The organism is Maribacter litopenaei, assembly GCF_025244665.1.
In the GTDB taxonomy this organism is placed as follows: Bacteria; Bacteroidota; Bacteroidia; order Flavobacteriales; family Flavobacteriaceae; genus Maribacter; species Maribacter litopenaei.
Genome location: NZ_CP104205.1, coordinates 1972319 through 1998091 on the forward strand (window position 1 = coordinate 1972319; position 25773 = coordinate 1998091).

General features: G+C 38.4%; 20 protein-coding genes and 8 pseudogenes. 16 read left to right on the plus strand and 12 right to left on the minus strand.

Annotation, left to right across the window (positions count from 1 at the left end; genetic code table 11):
• Positions 1-2 precede the first annotated feature (2 nt).
• Both NYZ99_RS10640 and NYZ99_RS10645 read left to right on the plus strand, forming a co-directional pair.
• Positions 3-455 carry a low molecular weight protein-tyrosine-phosphatase gene (locus tag NYZ99_RS10640; RefSeq protein ID WP_260571121.1) on the plus strand — a complete coding sequence of 151 codons (453 nt, stop codon included), beginning with the start codon at positions 3-5 and terminating at the stop codon, positions 453-455.
• A 5-nt stretch (positions 456-460) separates the two neighbouring features.
• The gene (locus NYZ99_RS10645; protein WP_260571122.1) at positions 461-1183 is read left to right on the plus strand and encodes an SAM-dependent methyltransferase; all 723 of its coding nucleotides are present in this window, start codon (positions 461-463) and stop codon (positions 1181-1183) included.
• Positions 1184-1238: 55 nt separating this feature from the next.
• Here NYZ99_RS10645 and NYZ99_RS10650 read toward each other — a convergent pair whose 3' ends face one another.
• The 4 genes and pseudogenes from NYZ99_RS10650 to dapF all read right to left on the minus strand — a co-directional run bounded on the left by NYZ99_RS10650 (position 1239) and on the right by dapF (position 4352).
• The gene (locus tag NYZ99_RS10650) at positions 1239-1745 is read right to left on the minus strand and encodes a hypothetical protein (RefSeq protein ID WP_338038963.1); all 507 of its coding nucleotides are present in this window, start codon (positions 1743-1745) and stop codon (positions 1239-1241) included.
• A gap of 270 nt (positions 1746-2015) precedes the next feature.
• A pseudogene (gene mltG, locus NYZ99_RS10655) lies at positions 2016-3058 on the minus strand (endolytic transglycosylase MltG).
• A complete protein-coding gene (locus NYZ99_RS10660) occupies positions 3058-3582 on the minus strand; it encodes a GNAT family N-acetyltransferase (RefSeq protein ID WP_260571124.1) in 525 nt (174 codons plus the stop codon). Before NYZ99_RS10660 ends, mltG begins: the two are co-directional and overlap by 1 nt.
• Positions 3576-4352 (minus strand): diaminopimelate epimerase, encoded by a 777-nt coding sequence (gene dapF, locus NYZ99_RS10665; RefSeq protein WP_260575226.1) that lies wholly within the window; start codon positions 4350-4352, stop codon positions 3576-3578. Before dapF ends, NYZ99_RS10660 begins: the two co-directional genes overlap by 7 nt.
• Before the next feature lie 126 nt (positions 4353-4478).
• Here dapF and NYZ99_RS10670 point away from each other — a divergent pair, with 126 nt between their 5' ends.
• The 11 genes and pseudogenes from NYZ99_RS10670 (at position 4479) to NYZ99_RS10720 (ending at position 16312) form a co-directional block, all read left to right on the plus strand.
• Complete coding sequence (locus NYZ99_RS10670; RefSeq protein ID WP_260571126.1) at positions 4479-5876, plus strand: S1C family serine protease; 1398 nt, start codon at positions 4479-4481, stop codon at positions 5874-5876.
• A 116-nt stretch (positions 5877-5992) separates the two neighbouring features.
• Positions 5993-7441 carry a glyceraldehyde-3-phosphate dehydrogenase gene (locus NYZ99_RS10675; RefSeq protein ID WP_260571127.1) on the plus strand — a complete coding sequence of 483 codons (1449 nt, stop codon included), beginning with the start codon at positions 5993-5995 and terminating at the stop codon, positions 7439-7441.
• A gap of 135 nt (positions 7442-7576) precedes the next feature.
• Entirely contained in the window at positions 7577-8197 is a 621-nt protein-coding gene (locus NYZ99_RS10680; protein WP_260571128.1) for a tRNA (guanine-N1)-methyltransferase, read from the plus strand.
• 35 nt (positions 8198-8232) lie between these two features.
• Entirely contained in the window at positions 8233-8673 is a 441-nt protein-coding gene (locus NYZ99_RS10685) for a GNAT family N-acetyltransferase (protein WP_260571129.1), read from the plus strand.
• A gap of 14 nt (positions 8674-8687) precedes the next feature.
• A complete protein-coding gene (gene trmD, locus NYZ99_RS10690; RefSeq protein WP_260571131.1) occupies positions 8688-9362 on the plus strand; it encodes a tRNA (guanosine(37)-N1)-methyltransferase TrmD in 675 nt (224 codons plus the stop codon).
• Positions 9363-9480: 118 nt separating this feature from the next.
• A pseudogene (gene rplS / locus NYZ99_RS10695) lies at positions 9481-9832 on the plus strand (50S ribosomal protein L19).
• Between the two features lie 655 nt (positions 9833-10487).
• Positions 10488-12711, plus strand: a pseudogene (locus NYZ99_RS10700) (NADP-dependent isocitrate dehydrogenase).
• Positions 12712-12823: 112 nt separating this feature from the next.
• Positions 12824-15212 (plus strand): annotated as a pseudogene (locus tag NYZ99_RS10705) (TonB-dependent receptor).
• Positions 15213-15215: 3 nt separating this feature from the next.
• Positions 15216-15788 (plus strand): DUF4249 domain-containing protein, encoded by a 573-nt coding sequence (locus tag NYZ99_RS10710; RefSeq protein ID WP_260571132.1) that lies wholly within the window; start codon positions 15216-15218, stop codon positions 15786-15788.
• A complete protein-coding gene (locus NYZ99_RS10715; protein WP_260571134.1) occupies positions 15739-16071 on the plus strand; it encodes a hypothetical protein in 333 nt (110 codons plus the stop codon). Before NYZ99_RS10710 ends, NYZ99_RS10715 begins: the two co-directional genes overlap by 50 nt.
• 1 nt (position 16072) lies before the next feature.
• Positions 16073-16312: a DUF6095 family protein gene (locus NYZ99_RS10720; RefSeq protein ID WP_260571136.1), complete on the plus strand. Its 240-nt coding sequence runs from the start codon at positions 16073-16075 to the stop codon at positions 16310-16312.
• On the opposite strand, the pseudogene NYZ99_RS10725 reads toward NYZ99_RS10720, so the two are convergent.
• Positions 16280-17009, minus strand: a pseudogene (locus tag NYZ99_RS10725) (DUF4294 domain-containing protein). The gene NYZ99_RS10720 and the pseudogene NYZ99_RS10725 overlap by 33 nt on opposite strands.
• 195 nt (positions 17010-17204) lie before the next feature.
• On the opposite strand from NYZ99_RS10725, the pseudogene NYZ99_RS10730 reads away from it, so the two are divergent.
• Positions 17205-18294, plus strand: a pseudogene (locus NYZ99_RS10730) (M42 family metallopeptidase).
• Positions 18295-18328: 34 nt separating this feature from the next.
• On the plus strand, positions 18329-18886 hold the full coding sequence (locus tag NYZ99_RS10735; RefSeq protein WP_260571139.1) for an NUDIX hydrolase: 558 nt from the start codon (positions 18329-18331) through the stop codon (positions 18884-18886).
• On the opposite strand, the gene NYZ99_RS10740 is transcribed toward NYZ99_RS10735, so the two are convergent.
• The 6 genes and pseudogenes from NYZ99_RS10740 to rpsF all read right to left on the minus strand — a co-directional run bounded on the left by NYZ99_RS10740 (position 18870) and on the right by rpsF (position 22330).
• Positions 18870-19085 (minus strand): His/Gly/Thr/Pro-type tRNA ligase C-terminal domain-containing protein, encoded by a 216-nt coding sequence (locus NYZ99_RS10740; protein ID WP_260571141.1) that lies wholly within the window; start codon positions 19083-19085, stop codon positions 18870-18872. The genes NYZ99_RS10735 and NYZ99_RS10740 overlap by 17 nt on opposite strands.
• Before the next feature lie 31 nt (positions 19086-19116).
• Positions 19117-20613 (minus strand): histidine--tRNA ligase, encoded by a 1497-nt coding sequence (locus NYZ99_RS10745; protein ID WP_260571143.1) that lies wholly within the window; start codon positions 20611-20613, stop codon positions 19117-19119.
• 61 nt (positions 20614-20674) lie between these two features.
• Positions 20675-21145: a DUF6495 family protein gene (locus NYZ99_RS10750; RefSeq protein WP_260571144.1), complete on the minus strand. Its 471-nt coding sequence runs from the start codon at positions 21143-21145 to the stop codon at positions 20675-20677.
• A gap of 75 nt (positions 21146-21220) precedes the next feature.
• Positions 21221-21674: pseudogene (rplI, locus tag NYZ99_RS10755) on the minus strand (50S ribosomal protein L9).
• Between the two features lie 12 nt (positions 21675-21686).
• Complete coding sequence (rpsR, locus tag NYZ99_RS10760; RefSeq protein ID WP_138258923.1) at positions 21687-21983, minus strand: 30S ribosomal protein S18; 297 nt, start codon at positions 21981-21983, stop codon at positions 21687-21689.
• Between the two features lie 5 nt (positions 21984-21988).
• The gene (rpsF, locus tag NYZ99_RS10765) at positions 21989-22330 is read right to left on the minus strand and encodes a 30S ribosomal protein S6 (RefSeq protein WP_260571145.1); all 342 of its coding nucleotides are present in this window, start codon (positions 22328-22330) and stop codon (positions 21989-21991) included.
• A 235-nt stretch (positions 22331-22565) separates the two neighbouring features.
• On the opposite strand from rpsF, the gene NYZ99_RS10770 reads away from it, so the two are divergent.
• A complete protein-coding gene (locus tag NYZ99_RS10770) occupies positions 22566-23258 on the plus strand; it encodes a LytR/AlgR family response regulator transcription factor (protein ID WP_099546514.1) in 693 nt (230 codons plus the stop codon).
• Positions 23259-23313: 55 nt separating this feature from the next.
• Here the strand turns inward: NYZ99_RS10770 and priA are convergent.
• Positions 23314-25768, minus strand: a pseudogene (gene priA / locus NYZ99_RS10775) (replication restart helicase PriA).
• Positions 25769-25773 lie beyond the last annotated feature (5 nt).

Sequence of the window (25773 nt, forward strand, 5' to 3'; positions counted from 1 at the left end):
TTATGAAGACCAAAGTTCTAATGGTTTGCCTTGGAAATATCTGTAGGTCACCATTGGCCGAAGGCATTCTAAAAAGCAAAGTAGATACAAATGAAGTTTTTGTCGATTCAGCGGGTACAGGTGGATACCATGTAGGAAATCCACCCGATTCCAGATCCATTTCGGTTGCCAAAAAGTATGGTATCGATATTAGTAATCAGGTATGCCGCAAGCTTACTGTTTCGGATTTAGCTGAATTTGACGTAATTTATGCCATGGACAAAAGCAATTATAGAAATATTATTGGTTTAAGTACAAATGAGGAACATACGGCCAAGGTAAAATTGTTGCTAAACGAAATAAATATAAGCGAAAATGAGGTCCCCGACCCATACTACGATTCGGTAAGTGGCTTTGAAAACGTTTTCCACTTGATAAACCAAGCCTGTGAGGCAATTGCCAAAAAACTCTCCTAGACATTATGGCAAACGAAGTATCAAAAAAAGGTAAGCTGTACTTAATTCCTTCCACTCTTGGGGAAATATCCCCTCTTGAAGTGTTGCCCATATCCATTAAAAGGGCCATTGAGGAAATAGATATCTATATTGTTGAAAATGAAAAGACGGCACGTCATTTTATTAAAAAACTATCCCCGAGAAAATCGCAACCTTCGCTTACCCTTTTCGCGCTCAACAAATTCACAGAAGCCTCAGAGATACCAAGTTTCCTAAATCCGTGTCTTGAAGGAATTGATGTAGGTATTTTGTCCGAGGCAGGTTGTCCAGGCATTGCTGATCCAGGGGCTGCTGTAGTAAAAATTGCCCACGAAAAGAATATTCAAGTGATCCCATTAGTGGGGCCATCTTCAATTATATTGGCACTTATGGCAAGTGGTATGAACGGGCAAAATTTTGCATTTAATGGCTATTTGGCCATAGATGGCGCAGAAAGAAAAAAGCAAATTAAAAAACTTGAAAAAAAATCTAAAGAAGAAAACCAATCCCAAATTTTTATTGAAACCCCCTATCGAAACAATAAGTTATTGGAGGAACTCATTAAAACGGTATCCGGAAATACAAGAATTTGTGTTGCCTGCGATATCACCCTAAATACTGAATTTATTAAGACCAAGTCCGCCTCAGAATGGAAAGGCGAACAAGTGAATCTGCACAAACGCCCCGCTATCTTTATCATTCAGGCATAAAAAAAACCTTAGCATTTCTGCCAAGGCTTTCCCATTTTCATATTTACTATTAGCTTTAAATCCTAGGATTTTTAATAGGTTTAATCATAGTGATATCATAACCGGAAAACTTTTTCAAGTAAGTGGCAATGGTAGTGCCGTAACCATCCATAACATCTGTCTTACCATAGGAACGTAAATACTGTTTCACGTTACCAGGTCCAGCCAAATGGGCGGCTGCCACAATACCAGATTCGGTAATTTCGACACCATTGATTCGTTTACCGACAAATCTTTGAATATCCTTTCTTAAAATCCATTTGTTACGGGCTATATTTTTTTCAAAGACTTTTTCCTGTAAAGCAGGATTTTCCAAAAAGTGGATTGAATCCCGAACACCTACCAAGGCCAGCGTATTGACGCCAAATTGGTATTTGCCCAAATATCCAAAAGAATTTACAGCAGAATAACTTCCTTGCGACTCCTTAAAGGCCAAAGCCTCTTTAAAGCCAACATATCTACTACCCAAGAAGGGTGGTCGCACATTCATTTTCTCAAAATAAGCTTTGTCCTGGGGGAACAAAAACGGAGGGGGTTCTTTTACTTTAAGAGCTTCGGAACTTCAACCTTATAAAGACTAAAACTGAAACTCGACAAAATAAAAATCACGATAAGAGGACAAGTAAACAATATCCATCTTTTCATACGTTGTTTTTCTTAAGACTTATGGCCCATAAAAAGAGCCAGCTTAAATTTCACAGGACAAAGTTACGTATGTTAAAATGGCAATTTGGCAAGTATTTGTTAAAAATATACCCTTTTAGTTAACATGTCTTAAAATGACGATAAGGACCTATCTATTGATTTTCTGTTCGTTAAGCCATCGGATGTACTGTGCCTTATTGCGGTTATGCTGCGCCATATCCTCTGCAAACATGTGGTATCCAAAGTCCTCAACATTGGCAACAAAATAATAATAGTTATGCTTTTCAGGATTTAATACCGCGTCAATGGCAGTGATATCGGGCATGGTTATGGGCCCGGGAGGGACACCAGCATATTTATAAGTGTTGTAAGGAGAATCCATTTCCAAATCCCTGTATAACACCCTTTTTATGATAGTATCGTAATTTCCTGTTTCCTTCTTAATAGCATAAATCACTGTAGGATCGGCTTGTAAAAGCATTCCAGATTTTAACCTATTAAGATAAACACCTGCAACTCTTGGCCTTTCATCTACCTTGGCGGTCTCCTTTTGAACGATGGCCGCCAGGGACACCACTTCACTTGGTGTCATGTTCCGGGCCTTTGCTTTTGCCAACCTGTCTTCGTTCCAAAAACGATGATATTCCTTTAGCATGCGCTCCCTAAATTCCTTCGCGGAAGTATCCCAAAAAAACTCATAGCTATTCGGTATGTAAAGTGACAGTTTGTTCTCTTGATTAAAACCGTTTTGAACAAGGTATTCATTGTCATTGAAAGCCTCTAAAAGGCTTAGGCTATCGGCCTCAATCTGAGTAGCTATTCTACCTGCTAAACTGGCCGTGTTTTCCTGATTATTGAAAGAAACCTTAACAGGAATATTGTTCACGCGGAGGTTATTGATAATATCATTATTGGTCATATCCTTTGTGATACGGTATTTACCTCCCCTTATATTAACAGTGTATCCCTTTCTTTCTGCCGCTTTCTCAAAAGTAGCCACATCGGTCAAAAGAGGCTCCATTTGTTCCTTAACATCGGCAAAGGAATCATTGGAACCAATATAAACATAGGCCTCCTCGTTATTAAAACTTGTATTAGGTGTAAAAAAAGTACTGTAGACGATATAGGCGAATATACCTCCCGCTATCAACCCCGAAGCAAAATGGCGATTAATATCTTTTTTATATACATTATTTAAAAATCTTTTGAAATAATAATTCGTTTTTGAAGCTTCCTTCCGTGTAAATCCAATCATTTTTGGTACCGACCAACACAAAACCTAATTTTTCAAATAGATGTAAGCTTCGTTGGTTATCTTCAAGAATATTGGCATAAAGCTGCCTCATCTGTAAAGTCTTAAAAGCATACTTACATAGGATTTCGAGCGATTCCCTTCCCAGTCCCTTATTTCTATTTGCTTCTTCCTTAATTAAAATACCTACTCCCGCCCTTTTATTTCTTGGGTCGAAGTCAAAGAGGTCAATTAAACCAATGGCTTCATTTTCTAGGGTACAAATGACCAATCGTAATTGTTTTACATCATAAATATCCCTATGGGCATTTTCCAAATACAGCTTTAGTACATCCCTGGAATACGGTGTTACGGTACCGCTTATTTCCCATACAGATGGATTGTTCTCCAATTCATAGAGTAAATCCAAATCCTCTTTTTCCAAGGCCCTTAGTTTTACTTTATTTCCTTGTAGACTTACCACGTAATTTCTCCTTTAAAAACTTGTTTGGCCTCTCCAATCAATTGGACTTCACTGTAGGTATCGTTTTTATGCTCAAATTCAATCTTTAATGGTCCCCCTAATGCATTAATATGCGCATAGTTACCTTTTAATTTTCCCAAATGATGCATCGCCAAAGCCACCGCAGTTACGCCAGTACCGCAAGAAAGGGTTTCGTCCTCCACACCCCTTTCATAAGTCCGCACATTAAAGGTATCTTCGGAATCCTGCTCAACAAAATTGATATTGCTTCCGGCCTCCCCATAAATACCATAGCGTATTTTGGAACCTTCCTTAACAACATTGCATTTTTTTAAATCGGAAATCACCTGTACGTGATGTGGAGAACCGGTATTTAGATAAGAGGCATTTGGTTTTCTGATAATTTCGGTCACATCTTGCATCCGTAGGCTTACCACATCTCCCGTCACAGTGGCAAAATGAGGCCCATCCACTGCAATAAATTCCGTTTTTTCATCAATTATTCCTAAGAATTTGGCGAATGCCACGATACATCTCCCCCCATTACCACACATACTCCCCTCCTTACCATCAGAATTGTAATACACCATTCTAAAATCGAATGAATCATCATTTTCTAAAAGAATAAGTCCGTCAGCGCCAATTCCAAATCGCCTATGACATAAAAAAGCAACGAGTTCATTGTCCTCTTTTGGAAAAAATAATGCCCTATTATCAATAATCACAAAGTCATTACCCGTACCCTGATATTTGTAAAATGTAGCGGCCATATCTAAATTAAACCACAAAGATATGATTTAATTGAGCCATCCTTGCAGTTAAAAAGTCGTTAAACCACTACCACAAAAATGGAAATGATGTAATTTTACTGTTAAAAGGTTAAAACAGTACAGATTATGAAGAGAATAGGAGGACTTTTACTCGTTTCCATCTTTGCAGGGGCTATTACATTGGGGGCCTATAAATTTTTCTTTGAGAAACCCAATTACGCAATTGTTACTTCAAATGATTCACAGCCTGTATTTAAGACAACCTTTACACCCACTTCGGCTTTGGGCTCAGGAATTAATGAAGTTGATTTCACCAATGCTGCCGAACGTACCGTAAACTCTGTCGTTCACGTTAAAAACTTAACCCTTAGCACTAGAAGAAGTAGTGTTTTTGACTTCTTTTATGGGTCCGGAGGCACGGTTACTCCACAAGTTGGAACAGGATCTGGTGTGATTATTTCACAAGATGGTTATATAGTTACCAACAATCACGTAATTGCCAATGCCACCCAATTACAGGTTACTTTGAACAATAATCAGACCTACGAGGCGGAATTGGTGGGTACGGACCCTAATTCCGATATTGCCCTAATCAAAATCGATACCGATGACAAATTGCCTTATTTAGCCTTTGGGGATTCTGACAATACAAAAATTGGGGAATGGGTTTTGGCTGTTGGGAATCCATTCAACCTAACATCTACGGTAACCGCCGGAATCGTAAGTGCCAAAGCTAGAAGTTTGGACACTCGTTCCAATCAATCCTTTATACAAACAGATGCCGCTGTAAACCCAGGAAATTCAGGAGGTGCCCTGGTAAACACTAACGGGGATTTGATTGGAATAAATACTGCCATTTCATCGCAGACAGGTTCCTATGTGGGATATTCATTCGCCGTTCCAAGTAATATTGCGAAAAAGGTAGTAAATGACATTATGGAATATGGCAACGTACACAAAGCCTATATGGGAATTCGTCCAGCACCCATCGACACAAGGGATGCCATAGAACGAGGCATAAATAATATTGACGGAGTTTATATAGAATACATAGAAGAGGAATCCGGTGCTTCCGAAGCTGGTCCGGAATTAGGGGACATCATCAAAAAGGTAGATCAAATAGAAATTCACAAATACCCGGACCTATCAGGATATCTTGGAACAAAACGTCCAAATGATACCATAAACGTTGTGGTTGAAAGAGATGAAGAATTACTTACATTACCCTTGGTTCTAAAGGAAAGGCAATTGCTAATAGTACCGGCCATGGGAATGGAGGTAAAAAATCTTACGAAGGATGACCAAAAAAGATTTAGGATCAAGACCGGTGTTAAGATTACCGGAGTACCTGAACGTTATAGAGGTTATGGGCTGGAAGGGAAGGTAATCGTAAAGGTAGATGACAAGGATATCAAGGATATCACTGATGCTGATACAGCGTTTGGAGGCATTTCAAGATATGGTAAGACCATAATAACTATGCTAAACGAAAAAGGTGAGAGAGAGCGCTTAATTTTTCAATAAATAAGATCTAAACTTTGAAGAAGCATCCGCAAAAACGGATGCTTCTTTTTTTATTTAGTTGTTACAAAACTATTCAAAAGCATTAGTTTTGACATAATTTATAACAATAACCTCTTATGTCACGTAAAATATCCTTTGAAAAAGAACTGGCTTTTCAAGCAGATAGAAGAAAAGCTACCACAGAATTCATAAAAATCATTAGTGATTTGTGGTATGATCGATCTATAGAAATCGTCCTTTTTAAGAACCCATTAATCGACCGAAACGTTAGCGATATTATTCAACTTCATGAATATGCAGGCGAATTTGTTCAAAAACCGATCTCCATATTCGATTCCGTCGAAATCCTTAGGGCTATTAACGATTTAAAATTGCCTCCAGCCAAATTGGATATTGGAAAATTGACCTATGAATATCATTCCGATGATAATAATTTCAATAACGTAAAGGCCTTTGTTATAGACAAACTTAAATCGGCAACCGAATATAAAAGCATAAAGCCAAAGGATGTAGTACTTTATGGTTTTGGTCGTATTGGCCGTTTATTGGCAAGGGAACTCATGTCAAAGACCGGAAAGGGAAACCAAATGCGTTTACGTGCCATAGTTGTTAGGGGGAATCTGAATGAAGAAATATTGGAAAAAAGAGCCAGTCTTTTAAGGACTGATTCCGTTCATGGTAATTTCACGGGAACCGTTGCCGTCAATGCCGAAGACAACACTTTATTGATTAATGGAACTACGGTTCAAATTATCAGCGCAAACGCACCTGAGGAAATAGATTATACGCAATATGAAATATCCGAAGCACTCATAATTGATAATACAGGTGCATTTAGGGATCAAGGGCAATTATCCGGACATTTGAAGGCAAAGGGTGTTTCCAAAGTTTTACTCACTGCTCCTGGCAAAGAGGTTCCAAATATCGTTCATGGCGTAAACCACTTGGATTATGACCCTGATACTACCCACATATTTTCGGCAGCATCCTGTACTACCAATGCAATTACACCCATTTTAAAGGTTATTGACGATTCCGTGGGCATAAAAAAGGGACACTTGGAAACCATACATGCCTATACAAATGATCAAAATCTAGTTGACAATATGCATGGAAAATATCGACGTGGCAGGGCGGCTGGACTAAATATGGTCATAACGGAAACAGGGGCTGGACAAGCTGTTTCCAAAGCTTTACCTAACCTAAAGGGAAAATTGACCTCCAATGCCATTAGGGTACCCGTACCGAATGGATCATTGGCGATACTGAACCTTGATATTAAAAACAAAACTTCCCTTGAAGGTATTAATACGATTGTGAAAAAATACGCGCTGGAGGGGGATTTGGTAGAGCAAATCAAGTACAGCCTTAGTAAGGAATTGGTATCTACAGACATTGTGGGATCGGTAGCCCCTGCCGTCTACGATAGTGAGGCAACCATCGTTTCAGATAATGGCAAAAACTTAGTGCTCTACATTTGGTATGACAACGAATTTGGGTATTCCCAACAAGTAATTAGGCTCGCAAAATATATTTCCAAAGTAAGACGTTATACCTATTATTAATAACATTGGTACAAAACATCTTTTTCAAAGGATTTTACGTACGTATTAATTAAAGGCTGAGGTTTTTCACCGTTTGATTTTATTAATTTACTTTAGTCTTCTCTAAATCAATTTTTAACGGAAATTTAAATACGAATGAAAATTTCAAGGTTATTATTTTTATTGGCAATCCTACTTACAGCCAGTTCAAGTTTTGCGCAGGAGTCCGACGATGATGAATCACTTTCCCTTGATAGCGGTCCTATAAGTAGTCAGTTCGACTATATTTCTAAAAAATCCGGTAATTATAGAGCGGACGGTGTAAGGTACGAAGTGGTCAAGGAAGTGAACTTATATAAATTAAGAAGTAACGTCTTGGACTCGGTTGCCGCCTTCAATAAAAGAGCAAACGAACTTAATGCTACCATTTCCGAGCACGAAACAACTATAAGTTCTCTAAACAAAAAATTAGAGGAAACTACTACCAATCTTGCCGCTGTAACTGAAGAAAAGGATAGTATGTCATTTTTGGGTATTCCGGTATCAAAAGCTACTTACAATATCATCCTATGGACAATAATTGCTGGGCTATTTATTCTTTTAGGGGTATTTGTGTATAAATTTAGAAACAGTAATATTTTAACTCAGGAAGCAAAACAGAACTTGGCCGAACTGGAGGTTGAATATGAAGATCATAGAAGACGGGCTTTGGAACGGGAGCAAAAGATTAGCAGAAAGTTACAGGACGAGCTGAATAAACAAAAGAAAACAAAATAAGGTAAAGCTCCCGGTGGGGAGCTTTTTTTATAACCATGGTTGTTAGACGGGCGCGTATCACAAAACTGGAACAATTAGTTCCATTATTTGACCAATATAGAGTTTTCTACGGTCAACCAACTGATTTATCCAGGGCCGAGACATTTTTGAAAGAACGATTTCAAAACAAGGAATCCATTATTCTTGTTGTTCATAAGGGGAATTTAATAGTCGGTTTCACCCAACTTTATTATACATTTTCCTCCGTATCCTTGGAAAAATCACTCATACTTAATGACCTCTTTGTTAGCCCGGAATATAGGGAGCAGGGTGTTGGTGCACTACTTTTGAAGAGTGCCCAAGAATTTTGTACAGAAAATCAATATAAGGGATTAGCCTTAGAGACCGCGATTGACAATCCTGCACAAAAGCTATATGAACGCATGGGTTGGAAAAAGGATTTTCATTGTTTTCACTACTTTTGGCATGCCCATTAATTAGCAATTTTATAATGAGAATCGATATTATCACTGTACTGCCCGAACTACTTAAAAGTCCGTTCGAAGCATCGATCCTTAAAAGAGCCATTGACAAAGGTTTGGTGGAAGTCCATCTACACAATTTGAGGGATTACACAGATAATAGTTATAATCAAGTAGACGATTATCAATTTGGTGGGGGAGCCGGAATGGTTATGATGATAGAGCCGATTGACAAGTGCATATCAGAACTTTCATCGCAAAGAAAGTATGATGAGGTCATTTATATGACCCCGGATGGTAATACCCTAAATCAAAAAATCGCAAATACCCTGTCACTCTTAGAAAATATAATAATTCTTTGTGGTCATTACAAGGGGGTGAATCAACGCGTTAGGGATTTGTTTATCACCAAGGAAATCTCCATAGGGGATTATGTTTTGTCCGGAGGGGAATTAGGGGCTGCAGTCCTTTGTGACACCGTGATAAGGCTCCTACCTGGTGTTTTGAATGATGAGACTTCTGCCCTTACCGATAGTTTTCAGGATGGATTGTTGGCACCTCCAGTCTATACGAGACCAGCGGAATACAAAGGAATAAAAGTTCCGGAAATTCTACTGAGTGGAAATTTTGGGAAAATAGAGGAATGGCGTGAAGAAAAGGCCCAGGAGAGAACACAAAAATTAAGACCTGATCTTTTACAATAAAATTTGGTCCAAAATATTTGTACATTTTAAATTTCGAAGTATTTTTGCACCCTGTTAAATCAACCTCTGACGAAAATCGTGAACGTTGTTTTGATTTAATTCCAATATTAAAATAAAAATGGAATCATTAATAAAGTTTGTACAGGACGAATTCGTAGCTAAAAAGGAGTTTCCAAAATTTTCTGCTGGTGATACTATTACGGTATACTATGAAATTAAGGAAGGTGAAAAAACACGTACCCAGTTTTTCAAAGGGGTGGTTATCCGAGAGAAGAGGAACAGGTGCTACCGAAACTTTTACAATACGTAAAATGTCAGGTACAGTTGGTGTAGAACGTATATTCCCAATCAATCTTCCTGCACTTCAAAAAATAGAGGTTAACAAGAAAGGTAAAGTACGTAGATCACGTATTTACTACTTCAGAGGCCTAACAGGTAAAAAGGCAAGAATTAAAGAGGTAAGGTCTTAGTTCCAATACTCTGATTATACAGATAAAAACACCGAAATTCATTCGGTGTTTTTTTATGAACATTTGTTAAAAAGCTAAGTTCATAAATTGTTCATTATTAATTGGTTGCAAAAAATGCCTTTGTATTCATTTTTTCATTATATTTAGGTGTGATTAAGGAAGAGAGCTGAGGTAAAAAGTAGTTACTTCCCATCACTATAAAGTTTACGTTCTTTATATTGTGGCCTAATCAAAGTAAGTGTTTTCTAGGGAAGCATTTGACTCGATGAGCATTAAGTTTAAAGGCTGTCGCTTTTAAAAATAATGTGGACAACTTTTTTTCAGATGATGGGAAGTTACCCAAAAATTGAAACAAAATTGTTAAGGCAACAAAAAAGAAATGTTTAGTAAATGCTCGATTATAGAATGGAGATTGAAATACATTTCAAACGTTGATATAGTGACGCAGAGGCAATCAAGGGTTGCAGTTTTAATTAACTTTAAAACAACATGTCTGTAAACTATTTCTAAAAAGCCATATCAAAGTATTAGTACGTTGATATGGCTTTTGTTATTTCACAAAACTTCCCATAAGCCTTAAATATTAAGGCTAGACCTCACAATTTAGGCTGGATAAAATTGTATATTTGCACCGCTTGAATTTAAATAAATACGAATGTCCAAAATTTTTTATACCAAAACCGATGAAGCACCTGCATTGGCCACAGCTTCATTTTTACCCATCATTAAAGCATTTACCAAAACTTCGGGAGTTGAGATAGAGACAAAGGATATTTCCTTGGCCGGTAGAATAGCCGCCTTATTTCCGGAATATTTGACAAAAGAACAACAAGTTCCCAATGATTTGGACGTGTTGGGAGAACTCGCCAAGAAACCTGAAGCTAATATTATAAAATTACCCAATATTAGTGCTTCCATTCCTCAATTAAAGGAGGCCATTACTGAATTACAATCCAAAGGATACAAAATACCAGACTACCCGGATGAGCCAAAAACCGAAGAAGAAAAGGAAATTAAGGCCAAATACGACAAAATAAAAGGTAGTGCCGTAAACCCGGTTTTACGTGAAGGTAACTCTGATAGACGCGCTCCAAGGGCCGTTAAAAATTATGCGAAAAAGAACCCACATACCATGGGTGCCTGGACTTCCCATTCAAAAACACATGTGGCTACTATGTCTCATGGCGATTTTAAATCGAACGAAAAATCCCTTACAATACCGGCTGCAACTTCTGCCCAAATTGTTTTGAACTCCAAAAATGGAAGCAAAATAATTTTAAAAGAAAAATTGGCCTTGCAGACCGGTGAGATTATTGATGCTACGGTAATGAGCAAGAATGCGCTCTTAGCCTTTTTGAAGGAACAGGTACAGGATGCCAAGGATAAAGGTGTTTTATTCTCGGTACATTTGAAGGCGACAATGATGAAAGTCTCTGACCCTATTATTTTTGGACATGTTGTAGAAACTGTTTTTAAGCCGGTGTTTGAAAAAAATGCATCCATCTTTGAAGAAATAGGTATTAATCCAAACGACGGATTGGAAGTTCTTTATAAAAAACTTGAAAAGTTGCCGAGAAGAACAAAAAGAGGCCATTGAAGGAGACATAAATGGCATATTGCAAGATGGGCCTTCATTGGCTATGGTAAATTCTGACAAGGGAATTACTAACCTGCATGTTCCAAGCGATATTATTATTGATGCTTCCATGCCTGCTATGATTAGAAATTCAGGACAAATGTGGAATTCAGATGGAAAAGCACAGGATACCAAAGCCGTTATTCCTGATAGTAGTTATGCCGGTGTTTATTCGGCAACTATTGATTTCTGTAAGGAGCATGGGGCGTTTGACCCAACTACCATGGGAACTGTTCCCAATGTAGGACTAATGGCCCAAAAAGCCGAAGAGTACGGATCTCATGATAAAACATTCGAAATTAAGGAATCAGGTACCGTTCAAGTAATTGACTTAAACACCTCAAAAGTCTTATTGGAACATACGGTTGAGGAAGGTGATATATGGCGTATGTGCCAAGTTAAAGACGCCCCAATCGAGGATTGGATAAAGTTGGCCGTTTCACGTGCAAGGGCAACCAATGATCCTGCTATATTCACGGTTGGATGAAAATAGGGCACACGACCGTGAACTTATTAAAAAGGTGAATAAATATTTACCCGAGCAGGATACATCCGGTTTGGATATCCAAATCATGTCCCCGAGAGAAAGCTACAAAATATACTCTTAAACGCATTAAAGAAGGAAAAGATACCATTTCGGTTTACGGTAATGTACTTAGGGACTATCTAACGGATTTGTTTCCAATATTGGAAGTAGGTACTAGTGCAAAAATGTTATCCATAGTTCCATTAATGAACGGTGGTGGACTTTTTGAAACAGGTGCTGGCGGTTCCGCTCCAAAACACGTAGAGCAATTTTTGGAGGAAGGGCATTTGAGATGGGACTCTTTAGGTGAATTCTTGGCCCTAGGGGTTTCTTTGGAGTTTTATGGTGAGAAAAATAATAACCCCAAAGCCAAAGTCTTGGCCGATGCTTTGGATGCAGCTACGGAAAAGTTCTTATTAAACGATAAATCCCCTTCCGAGAAAAGTAAAGGAATTGGATACTAGGGGCAGTCATTTTTATCTCGCCATGTATTGGGCAGAAGCTCTTGCAAATCAGGATACGGACGCTGAATTAAAAGCACTTTTCTCAAAGGTAAACGGAGAGATTAAGGATAGGGAAGAACAAATTTTGAATGAATTAATGGAGGCTCAAGGTAGCCCACAGGATATTGGCGGTTATTATAAACCAAATCCAAATTTGGAATCTATTGCCATGAGACCCAGTGATGCCTTCAACAAAATTCTAGATACAATCTAATATAAACTTATATAAAGTAAAAAGACCCCATCTTCTATGGGGCCTTTTTACTTTAAATTATCGTTAACCTTAAAATTGATAAAGGATTTCTCTTTATTTTTAAAAAAATTCTATGAAGAAGCCTCTTTGGCTATTCCTTTTTCTTTGCTTTTATTTTTCAAATGTGTCATCGCAGGAAAAATTTACACTAAGCGGGGTCATTACGGAAGCGTCAAGTAATGAAACCCTTATTGGCGTTACAATAGCATTTCCAAGCTTGGGAAGTGGTGCTACCACCAACGAATATGGATTCTACTCTATTACCTTGCCAAAAGGCGAATACCAGGCTGTTGTAAGTTATCTTGGATTTAGGGATATCGTCCAAAACATCACATTGGAAAAGGATATGAAAATGGACTTTCAACTTTCTGAAGAGGCCGAGCAACTTCAAGAGGTTATCGTCACGGAGAATGTAGAGAAACTGGATATTAGAAAACCACAGATGAGCGTAAATACGCTTTCTGTAGGAACTATAAAAAAAATACCGGTAATTACGGGAGAAGCCGATGTGATTAAGTCCATATTATTGTTGCCCGGCGTAACCAATGCTGGTGAGGGCGCGTCCGGTTTTAATGTAAGAGGTGGTTCGGCAGACCAAAACTTGATTCTTTTGGACGAGGCCATCATATTTAATTCATCCCATTTATTCGGGTTCTTTTCGGTATTTAATCCGGATGCCATCAAGGATATCAAACTATATAAAGGTGGTATTCCTGCAAGATATGGTGGTCGGGTATCCTCTGTGTTGGATATTTTTCAAAAGGAAGGAAATAGCAAAGAATTTAAAATGAATGGAGGAATTGGTGCGGTAGCTAGTCGTTTATTGGTAGAAGGACCCATCAAAAAAGACCAAGCTGCCTTTCTTATAGGAGGTCGTGCCTCCTATGCCCATTTGTTCCTACCCCTATTTGATGTGGACAATACCGCCTATTTTTATGATTTAAATACAAAGCTTAATTACAAAATCAACGAAAGCAATAATATATATCTTTCTCGGATATTTTGGAAGGGACGTGTTTGGAATTAATGAAAGCTTCGTGAACACGTATGGAAATGCAGTAGGCAATTTTAGATGGAACCATCTATTTTCTGATAAACTCTTTTCCAATCTTTCCCTAATTTATTCAGATTATTACTACGGCTTAAAATTGGACTTTGTTGGGTTCAACTGGAACTCAGGAATACGAAACTTCAACGTCAAATATGATTTAAAACATTATGTGAACGATAAACTTCAGGTCAACTATGGCCTCAATAATATTTATTACCAATTCAATCCGGGGAAAATAGAACCTAGCAATGAAAATTCCGGAATCATCGAAGAACAACTGATTCAGAAATATGCCAATGAATTTGCGGCATACCTAGATTTTGAGCATCGTCTTACGGAAAAGCTAAGTTTAGGCTACGGACTTCGGTTCAGTTATTTTAATAGGTTGGGCCAAGATGAATTGAATGTCTACGCAAATAATAACCCGGTGAATTTTAACCCGCTATTGTATATATACCAAGAGGCCGAACCTATTTCTATTGCTACATCCGGCAGAAATGAAAGTTTAGCCAAATTTACCAATTGGGAGCCACGGCTTTCCCTTTCCTATACTTTAACGGACGATAGCTCCATTAAATCAAGCTATACGAGGTTGGCACAATACCTACACCTACTTTCCAACACTAGCTCCCCTACTCCATTGGATGTCCGGACACCTAGCGATGCATTTGTAAAACCACAATTATTAGATCAATATGCTCTTGGATATTTTAAAAGTTTCAATAATGACGATTATAGTCTAGAAACGGAAGTATTTTACAAGGATGTCCAAAATAGAATAGACTATATTGATGGGGCGAACCTAATTGCCAACAATTCCATTGAACAGGTTATTTTAAATGGCGAAGCTAGGGCTTATGGTCTAGAGCTTTTATTTCGTAAAAATGAAGGGAAATTTCAAGGATGGTTGTCATACACTCTATCCAAATCGGAACAGCGTACACCAGGTAGGTTTATTAATGGAACCAATACTTTGGAGACAGGGATTAATAACGGGAATTGGTATAACACCCCATATGACAAGACCCACGATATTTCTTTGTTTGCCAGCTATGATTTAAATGAAAAATGGAGTTTTAATACGAATTTTGTGTATCAAACGGGGCAACCCACTAATTATCCCATCGGCCAATTCGAGTTTCAAGGGCTCGCTGTTCCCTATTACGGATTAAGAAATGAACAAAGGCTACCTGCTTACAACAGATTGGATATATCAGCAAGTCTAACTCCAAGAAAGAATAAGAACAGAAAAATTAAGGGGGAATGGGTATTTAGTATTTATAATGTGTACAACAAGCGAAATGCCGCCTCCATTAACTTTAGAAGGAATGACGATACAGGTGCCAATGAAGCGGTAAGAACGAGCATTTTTGGTATTGTCCCAGCGGTAACCTATAATTTTAAGTTATAAGTAATGAAAAATCTGCTTTATTGCTTACTAATCATATTACTTGCCTCTTCCTGTGAAGATGTCATAGAAGTTGATTTACCAACCGAATCCCCACGCCTATCGGTAGACGCGGTGATAAGAATGGATACTTCTCTGGCCATGACCACTGCAGGAATTAAATTAAATTTGACCAGTTCATTTTTTGATAACAACAATTCTTTATCAGATGCAGATGTCGTTATTCGGAATCTTGATTTCGTATCCGATAATCCTTCTGAAAGCGATGAAATCACCTTTGAAGAGGTTTCACCTGGTATGTATGAAGCGATCGGAAGCACATCCTTTTTTACAACTGGACAGTTGGCACTCTTCATAAACTTCAATGGTGAGCAATATTATGCCAAAACAAGATTTGTGCCCACCTCACCCATTGAAACATTGGAACAAGGAGAGCAAACACTTTTCACGGGTGAGGAAACGGAAGTAATTCTGAGTTTTACGGACAATGGAGGACGTAACGATTTTTATATTTTTGATTTTGGATTCAATGAATTTCACGGTTACCGAGGACGAATTCTATCAAGGGCAGCGTTTTGAGTTTTCTTATTTCTATGAAGATATTGAGCCAGGGCAGGAACTAACCATTAGTATATTGGGGGCGGATGAATCTTTCTTTAATTATATGAATCAAATAATCGTCCAAGCTGGTGGCGACCAAGGTCCCTTTCAAACTCCTGCCGCCACAGTACGAGGAAATATTTTTAACGTTACGGGCATCCCTAATCCGGAAGACCTGGAGTCCATTGAACAGACGGAAGATTTTCCCCTAGGTTATTTTGCGGTCGTTCAGGAATATCAAAGTAACATTACTATAGAATAATATGAGGACAGATAAGGAAATGATGGTAAAAGGTATCAAAAAATTGGCCTTTACCATTTTACTCATGTTTTTGGCCCCTGTGGTCATTTGGCAAGCATTTAAGAATGAAGGGCATCCCCTTTATTGGCCTGTTTTGATTCTAGGTCTTCTGTTGGCCTTTTATGCCATTTATTCAGGATTTAAAGGTATTCAAACTGTAGTGGACTCACTATTTGGGGGTAAAAGCAAACCGAAAAATTAATTGCCGAGACACTTTATTTCGGGCCGGCTTTTTCCACTTATTGTAGAGCTTGCCATAATCGTAGTCCAACACCGTTTCCTGTCGTTCCAACTGTCCAGCTGCAAAGGCACGCTGTAAAATATCCTCTATGAGATAATCCTCTTCGATTTCATCGGGATGAAATTCTTCTTTTATACTTATCTTGAATAGTTTGGCAGTGGTATTGTACCGAGAAAGCCCGCCATCCATTCCTAAGTTCCTTTACCAAGTCGAATGCTGTGGTACCCGTTTGCCGGTATATCAGTTTTACCAAAATCTGCCCCTCCGTTCTAGTCAATTTCTTTAATTCTTCCGAGAATTCTTCCTCAATATACTTTTGAACCTTCTCGGTATATTTTTTACGCTTTCTAGTTTTGGTGATTTTGGTAAGGCTGTCATTAAGTTCCACCAAACGTTCCGCGGCCAATTTGGCATAAGGATAGACCTTATGGGTCTTACGCCTTAAAATATAATAACGGAGCTTGTCCTCGTAAGAAGAAAACTCCAGCTCACCAAAGACATAGGCCTCATCCAAGGAAATGGAACTCTGAACAATGGAATCCCCTGCAAGGATAATCATCTTCTCGGATAGAGAGTCCAATTCCTGTTCGGCCACCTGCCCAATGGATTTTGTTTGGGATATCAGGAAAACAAGCAATAAAAAACTAATTCTCAGCATAGTACTATTCGTGCAAAAGCCCTGCCAAAATTAACGATAATTGATTCAGCATATTATTAAAAACAAGTGAATATTGCTAAGTTTGTATTCAACATAATAAAGCAAGACTTGCGAATAATTTAAGTGACTCATTCAAAAGTTTCCCGCACATCTTGGAATATTTAAATCTCGATCATAGAATTAAACAAATAATGCATGGCTAACAAAAACATCATCAATAAAAAATCCCTCGATTTTTTGGAAAAATACTTGAACAATGCGTCTCCTACCGGTTATGAATGGGAAGGACAAAAGCTCGGATGGAGTATTTAAAACCTTATGTGGACACCTTTATTACCGATACATATGGGAGTGCCGTAGGTGTTATTAACCCGGATGCAAAATACAAGGTAGTAATTGAGGGACATTCTGATGAAATTTCATGGTATGTAAATTACATAACGGAGAATGGACTTCTATATGTAATTAGAAATGGCGGGAGCGACCACCAAATCGCACCTAGTAAGTGGGTGAACATACATACCAAAAATGGTATTGTAAAAGGGGTTTTTGGTTGGCCTGCTATACATACCAGGAAAAAATGATAAGGAGGAACCTCCAAAACTGGACAACATATTTATTGACATTGGTGCCAAGAATAAGGAAGAAGTAGAGAAAATGGGGGTGCACGTAGGTTGTGTTATTACATACCCGGATACATTTCAAGTTTTGAACGGTGATAAATATGTTTGCAGGGCGATTGATAACCGTGCTGGTGGGTTTATGGTTGCGGAAGTGGCCCGACTATTACACGAAAACAAAAAAAAGTTGCCATTTGGTCTATACATTACCAATTCGGTCCAAGAGGAAATTGGACTTCGCGGTGCGGAAATGATAACCCGAGACGATAAAACCAAATGTTGCCATCGTTACCGATGTTTGCCATGACACCACGACCCCGATGATTGAGAAAAAGACCCAGGGTCACACAGAAATTGGGGCCGGATCCGTCATCTCCTATGCGCCTGCCGTACAAAATAAACTTAGGGAGCGAATTATTGAAACGGCTGAAGCCAAAAAAATTCCATTCCAAAGAATGGCGGCCTCCCGTATGACAGGAACAGATACGGATGCCTTTGCCTACAGCAATGGTGGTGTTGCCTCAGCATTGATTTCATTGCCTTTGCGCTACATGCATACTACTGTTGAAATGGTTCATAAAGACGATGTTGAAAACGTTATACGATTGATTTACGAAACACTATTAAATATCAAAGAAGGGGAAACCTTCAGTTATTTTGACTAAATTGTAGACCCGCCTATAGGCGGGTTTCTTTTTTATGGACGAACTTATAGACATTTTGGATGCCGAGGGAAATCCTAAAGGGATATCCCTTATGAAATCGGAAGCGCACCGAAAAGGACTTTTTCATGCTACCGTTCATATTTGGTTTTATACGTCCAACAGTGAAGTACTACTTCAACAAAGAGGTAAGGATAAAGATACCCACCCCTTACTTTGGGATGTTTCCGTAGCCGGACATGTTGGGGCTGGTGAAATAATTGAGACCTCTGCGGTCCGTGAGGTATCCGAGGAAATTGGTCTAAAAATTAGCCCATCGGATTTATTAAAAATCGGTGCGTTTAAATCAGTTCAAAAGCATTCAGAGGATCTGGTTGATTGTGAATTCCATCACACCTATATATGTCGGTTACATGTACCATTGGAAGACTTGAAAAAACAGGAGAGCGAGGTAGAAAGTCTAGCGTTGGTTCCTATCGATCAATTCAGAAATGAACTCTTGGCTGAAAAATCAAATAGGTATGTACCCCATAGCCATGACTACTATAGGACAATAATTAAAGCGCTTGAAAAAGGCATTAAAGCGAATCTATAAATTTTTGGGTATCCGCCAAGCTGTACGTTCTTTGTTCACCACTCTGCATGTTCTTCACCACAAACGAACTATTGTTCAGCTCTTTCTCGCCCAAAAAAATTACATAGGGTACATTCCGATTATTGGCGTATTTCAACTGTTTATTAAGTTTTGCATCCGAAGGGTAGATGTCCGCCTTAACACCATGTTTTCTTAACACCGTTGTTAGCTTTAAGGCGGCTAAACCCTCTTTAGTTCCAAAGTTGAAGCATAACACATCCAAAGAACGGTCTATGGCCTCCGGAAATAGGTCCAATTCCTCTAGGGATCAAATAAATTCTGTCCAAACCAAAAGAGATGCCCACACCACTGACATCATTTAATCCAAAGATCCCAGTTAAGTCATCATATCTACCGCCACCACCTATGGAACCCATAGAGACACCCTCCGGAGCAGCTACTTCAAAAATGGCCCCTGTATAATAATTCAATCCTCTCGCCAAAGTGACATCAATGACCAATTTGGCGGACTGTAATCCCAAATTGGAAATGGTTTCCAAAATAAAACGCAGTTCCTTAACCCCTTTACTTCCTTCCTCTGAGGATTTTAATAATTGCTCTAATATCTGTAACTGGTCCGTATTACTGCCATCCAAATTGAACAGGGGGGCAGCTTTTTCAATGGCGGTTTCCGAAATCCCTTTAGAGAGCATTTCTTTTTTAACGCCCTCCTCCCCTATCTTATCCAATTTATCCAAGGCTACTGTAAAATCGATCAGCAAATCCTTTGCCCCGATGACTTCGGCGATACCTGCGAGAATTTTACGGTTGTTCAATTTAATGGTGACACCTTCCAGTTTTAAATCGGAAAACACTGTATCGTACAATTGTATAAGCTCTACTTCTTGTAAAAGCGAATCGGAACCTACGACATCCGCATCACATTGATAGAATTCCCTAAAACGTCCTTTTTGAGGCCTATCAGCACGCCATACCGGCTGAATTTGATATCGCTTAAAGGGAAAATCCAATTCATTCTGATGCATGACGACATAACGGGCAAAGGGAACCGTTAAATCATATCTTAGGGCCTTCTCAGAAATAAATGGGGTAAGATTTCCGGAATCAAGATTTTTAATTACCTGAACATACAAAGCGTCTAATGGTAATTCAGACAAATCATCACTAAAAATATTCTCGGATGAGAAATCCATAGAAGAGTTATCTTGTTTGGATTTATTTTTAACTATAGTAAAAACCCATTTAAGTAAATATTCTTTATAGGACTTTATAGCTTTAAAATAAATATCACTAAATCTATTATTATAATCATCTTTGAAATTGTGTAGATGAAAATTGAATATTCTTACTATATTTTCATTTCTCAAATATTCACTAAGAATGATGTTTTTATTTCGAATGTCCTCTCCAAATTCTTGGTCAACACTGGAACATATCTTTTTAAGTCGATCAGTCATTACTAATCTAAAACTCTTTGACTCCAAAATATCTCCAGCAAATTTTTCGAAATAATCCCCTGAATTTAAGATCTTGAAAATCAAACGGTCACCTTCGTCCCCATATTTGCCCATCAAGGTTTCTGAATTTTCAAAGGATGGAGTTTCAATAGGCTGAAATCCAAACGTTTGAAAATGCTTTTTAACTACATCAAAAATATAGTTTCGTTTTACTACTTCGGCGGGTGTAAAATCGCGGGTTCCTTTAGGTATAGAGGGTTTTTGTGCCATTACATATATTTTGTAAAAAGGTCCTTTTCTTCAGTCACTTTTAAGTGCGACAAATATCGTGTTATCCTATAACTTTATCAAACCACTGGTACAATTCTCCCTTGGTGATGACAGCACCTTGTTTTATAAGTTCAAATTTATCCTGGTTAGGGTCATCCGTATAAGCTTTCGAAGCCGTCATATAATCCACGAAGTCGGATTGCCAGTTCTTTCTGAACCAATCAAAACCTACCTTGGTCGTCAAATCGATTTCCGGATTCATTATTTTCACTGCGATGAGTTTCATTTCTTTGTCGGTCAAATGAAAAAGGTGCATTTGCTGCTCCGAAATATTCTCAAGGAATTCCACCTTGGTCAAAACCCCTTCCCATACCAAATCACTGAAAACATCCAATTCCTCTTCCGCCACTTCGGGCTTGCTTTTCTTTATTTCGTCCCATTCATTCTTATCAATCGACTGTGTCGCTAGAAAATTAATGAACTCAGGGTGAAGTTCTTCCAATTGCTCCTTTGTAAGTCTTGTGTATTTCATTCGTTTATTTGTAGGTATGAAACAAATAAGCCTTTCAGTTTCCTGAAAGGCTTACATTTTTTATGTATAATCAGATTAGTTCTGCTCTGCTACCACCTCAAAAGGAAAATCTACAACTACCTCTCTGTGAAGTCTTATCTGCGCATTGTAAGGACTCTGTTCTTTTTACGGAACCACCTTGGATGCTGATAAACTTCTTATCGATAGTATGACCTTCTTTTTCAATGGCATCCGCCAAATCACCATTGGTAACGGAACCAAACAATTTGTCTCCTGCTCCAGCTTTGGCAGCAATTTTCAATTCCAAAGCCTTCAGAGCTTCAGCTGTTTTTTTAGCGGCATCCACAACTTTCTTTTCTTTGTGGGCCCTTTGCTTTAAGGTTTCGGCCAAAACTTTCTTAGCCGATGGTGTTGCCATGGTCGCCAAGCCTTGTGGAATAAGGTAATTTCTACCATATCCGTTCTTAACGCTTACCAAGTCATCTTTAAAACCTAAATTTTCTACGTCTTCCTTTAATATAAGCTCCATGATTCTTTTCTTTTATTTTAATAAATCACCAACATAAGGCATTAATGCCAAATGACGAGCTCTTTTTACCGCTTGGGCTACTTTTCTCTGATACTTTAAGGAAGTACCTGTAAGTCTTCTTGGTAACAACTTACCTTGCTCGTTTACCAATTTCATCAAAAAGTCTGCATCCTTATAATCGACATATTTAATACCGGATTTTTTAAACCTACAGTACTTCTTTTTTGTGTTGGTCTCAATGTTCAATGGGGTAAGATATCTTATTTCCCCATCTTTTTTACCTTTTGCCTGTTGTTGCAATGTTGCCATAATACTTAAGCTTTAGCGGTTTTGTTTCTTGTTCTTCTCTTTTCTGCCCACGCGATTGCATGTTTGTCCAATTTAACGGTCAAAAACCGCATAACGCGTTCATCTCTCCTGAATTCCTGCTCGTAAGGCATAACAACCTCACCTGTGCTAGTGAATTCGAACAAGTGGTAAAAACCACTTTTTTTGTTTTGGATCGGGTACGCCAATTTCTTTAGGCCCCAATTTTCCTTGGCTACCATTTTGGCGCCATTGTTAATTAAGAAATCCTCGAATTTCTTAACTGTTTCCTCTATCTGAACATCAGATAGAACGGGATTTAAAATGAAAACAGTTTCGTAATGGTTCATATTATATTTATTTAAAAGGAGTGCAAAAATAGATACTTTTTTTAAATAATTATAAGAAATGAAGAAATTCTTCGTTATAGCTAGGAAGAAATATTTAAAACGTATAAACCAAATCTTAATAACCTATGATCATTGCCATCTATACAATAAGAAAAGCATTGTTTACATCTTTTGTTGCAGTTGAACGTGTTTTTTCGGTAATTTGTCGATGATTTAACCCCACAAATCAGCCCTTATGAAATTAAGAAGTATTATCGTTGACGATTCGTCCATGCAGCGCATGGCAGTCGCCAAGTTGGTAAACAACCACCCAAACCTTGCTATGGTGGCAGAGTACAGCAATGCCATCGAAGCCAAAAACGGCATCAAGAACAACGAAATCGATTTAATCTTTTTAGATGTTGAAATGCCCATCATTACAGGATTCGACCTACTTGAATCCCTAGACAACAGTCCTCAGGTGATTTTGATCACGGGTAAACCGGATTACGCTCTTAAGGCTTTTGATTACGACGTAACGGATTATCTGCACAAACCCATTACCATGGCTCGTTTTGATGCCTCTGTAAAAAGAGCGGTCGCCAAATATGAGCAGATGCACAGGGTAAATGAAGACGAAGAGCATATTTTCGTAAAAAGTAACCTTAAGAAAAGAAAGGTTATCCTTAATGACATCAAATGGATAGAGGCTTTGGGAGACTACATCAAATTGGTCACGGATGAAGCCAACATCGTAATTTTATCAACAATGAAATCTTTTGAAAAGCAATTGCCGGAAGATAAATTCCTTAGAATTCACAAATCCTATATTGTGAACTTGGAAAAAGTTGAAAAATTCAATAGTAAAAACGTCGAAGTAAGTGGCCGTTCTATTCCTTTGAGTAGAAACAAGAAAACGGAATTGGCCGAAGCTCTAAGCAATGTATAAGTTGCTTATGAAAAAGACTACTTTAACAAAAACCGCCTTTTAGGCGGTTTTTGTCTTATATATGGTCTACATTATAGATGACCCTTACACTCCTAAACTTACTCGCCGAATTAAAGGACTTCTCAATTCTTTTTATATTCTTTTTGGTTCTTCCCAAAGATTCGGATTTACCTATTTTCACTAATACATTTTTTAGGTACTGATTCCGTATCCTAGAAACGGGTGGAAATTCTGGTTCTAAAACCGTACCACCAAAATTAGTCCTTAACGCTTCACTAAACCATTCCGCAGCTTCGTTGAGGGTGTTATAGTTTTTATGCTTAAAGGTTATTTTAATGATTCGATTGATAGGCGGATACTTATATTGTTCCCTTTCGTACACCTGTTCTTGAAACATCAAATCATAATCTCCGGTAGTTACTTGTTTTAAAATTTGATGGTATGGGTTGTAACTCCGGATGATGACCTTTCCCCTTTTGCGGGTACGCCCTGCCCTACCCGCAACTTGGGTCAGCATTTGAAATGTTCGTTCATGGGCTCGGTAATCCGGAAAATTTAGGAGCGAATCGGCGTTCATAACGCCTACCAAACTTACATTTCTAAAATCAAGCCCTTTTGTTAGCATTTGTGTTCCCACCGAATATCGAGTTCGTGTTGTTCAAAAGAAGTAATGATTTTTTCGTAAGCATGTTTCCCTCTAGTGGTATCCAAATCCATTCTTCCTACTTTGGCTTTCGGAAATAGCTTTTTGATCTCCTCCTCTATCTGTTCCGTTCCGAATCCCTTAGTGTCCAATTCCGGGCTGCCACATGCTGCACAACTTTCAGGAAGCGCAGTGTGAAAACCACAATAATGGCATCTTAATTGATTCTTATATTGATGGTAAGTTAGGGTAACATCACAATTGGAACATTGGGGAGTATGCCCGCAGGTTAAACACTCCAATAATGGGGCAAATCCGCGTCGGTTCTGAAATAGTATGATTTGCTCACCATTCCCTAAACTTTCCTCAATCTCATCCAATAGTCGTTCGGAAAAATGCCCTTTTACCTTCTTTTTTACGAAGTGCCTCCTTAAAATCCACCAACTCCATATCCGGCATGAGCACGTTGCCAAAGCGCCTGTTTATTTCAGCATAGCCATATTTCGATTGTTTCACATTGTAATAACTTTCGATACTTGGTGTAGCAGAACCAAGGAGAATATTTGCATCATGCAAGTTTGCCAAGACAATGGCCGCGTCCCTGGCATGATATCTTGGCGCAGGGTCGAATTGCTTGAAAGAATTTTCATGTTCTTCGTCCACAATAATCAACCCTAAATTATCAAATGGCAAAAACAATGAAGACCTTGCCCCTATTATTATTTGGGCCTTTTCCATACCTTTCAATACATTGTTCCATACCTCTACCCTTTCTTGAATATTATATTTAGAATGAAAAACGGATATACGTTCACCAAAATAGTCCTGTAGTCTTGATATCAACTGGGTCGTTAGGGCAATTTACGGGAGTAGGTAAAGAACCTGTTTTCCGGTTACCAGATATTCACTGATCAATTTTACATATACTTCAGTTTTTCCAGGAGGATGTAACCCCTTTTAAAAGAGTAACCTTACCTTCGCTAAAGGAGGTTTTTATATCCGTCAATGCCTGCAATTGATATTCATTGAGACTTTTTATTTCAGAATTTTCCTCTCCGTCAAAGCTCACACGGTCCTTTCTGATATAATATTCTTCCAAAATTCCCTTTTCAACTAAAGAGCCGATTACCGATTTGGAAACATTGCCGAATTTTTCCAAATCCGCTACGGATATGGGTTTCTTGGTGCTACTTTGTAATTGAAATAAAGAAAGAACTACTTGACTCTGCTTGGGGGCTCGGAAAGATTTTCTAATAAGGTCTCGAGTGCTTCGTCGGAAAGATACTCTTTACCCAGCTTTACATATTTTACCAATTTTGGCTTATACTGTTCATAAACCTCTTCCTTCAGGTAAATTATATTCTTTTCCGTGAAGTCGGTTTAGTACCGGCAGCACGTTTTTTCGATTCACAATTACCGAAACTTCATGAACCTTTAAGGTCGATTGATGTTGTAAGGCCTCAAAAACCAAGAACTCATCGTCCTGTAATTGGGACTCATCAACATCGGCCTCATTATTTTTTAATATCAGGGTTTCGCTTTCCAATAAAAAGGCCGAAGGTAGGGCACTTCGCATAACTTCGCCCATCGTGCACATGTAGTAATTGGAAATCCACTCCCAGTGTTTGAGTTGTATTAAATTGACCAAAGGAACTTCATCCAAAATCTGGTCTATTTCCTTTGCCTCATACACTTCGGGAGGTTTGTTATGCACTTTTATTACAAGTGCCGTGTATATTTTTGATTTTCCAAACGGTACTGCCACTCGCATGCCAGGCCTCAAAAATTCCGCTTCATTAGGAGTAATGCTGTAGGTAAAGTGGCGCTCTAGGGGAATAGGCAAAACAACGTTGACAAAATACTCCATAAATT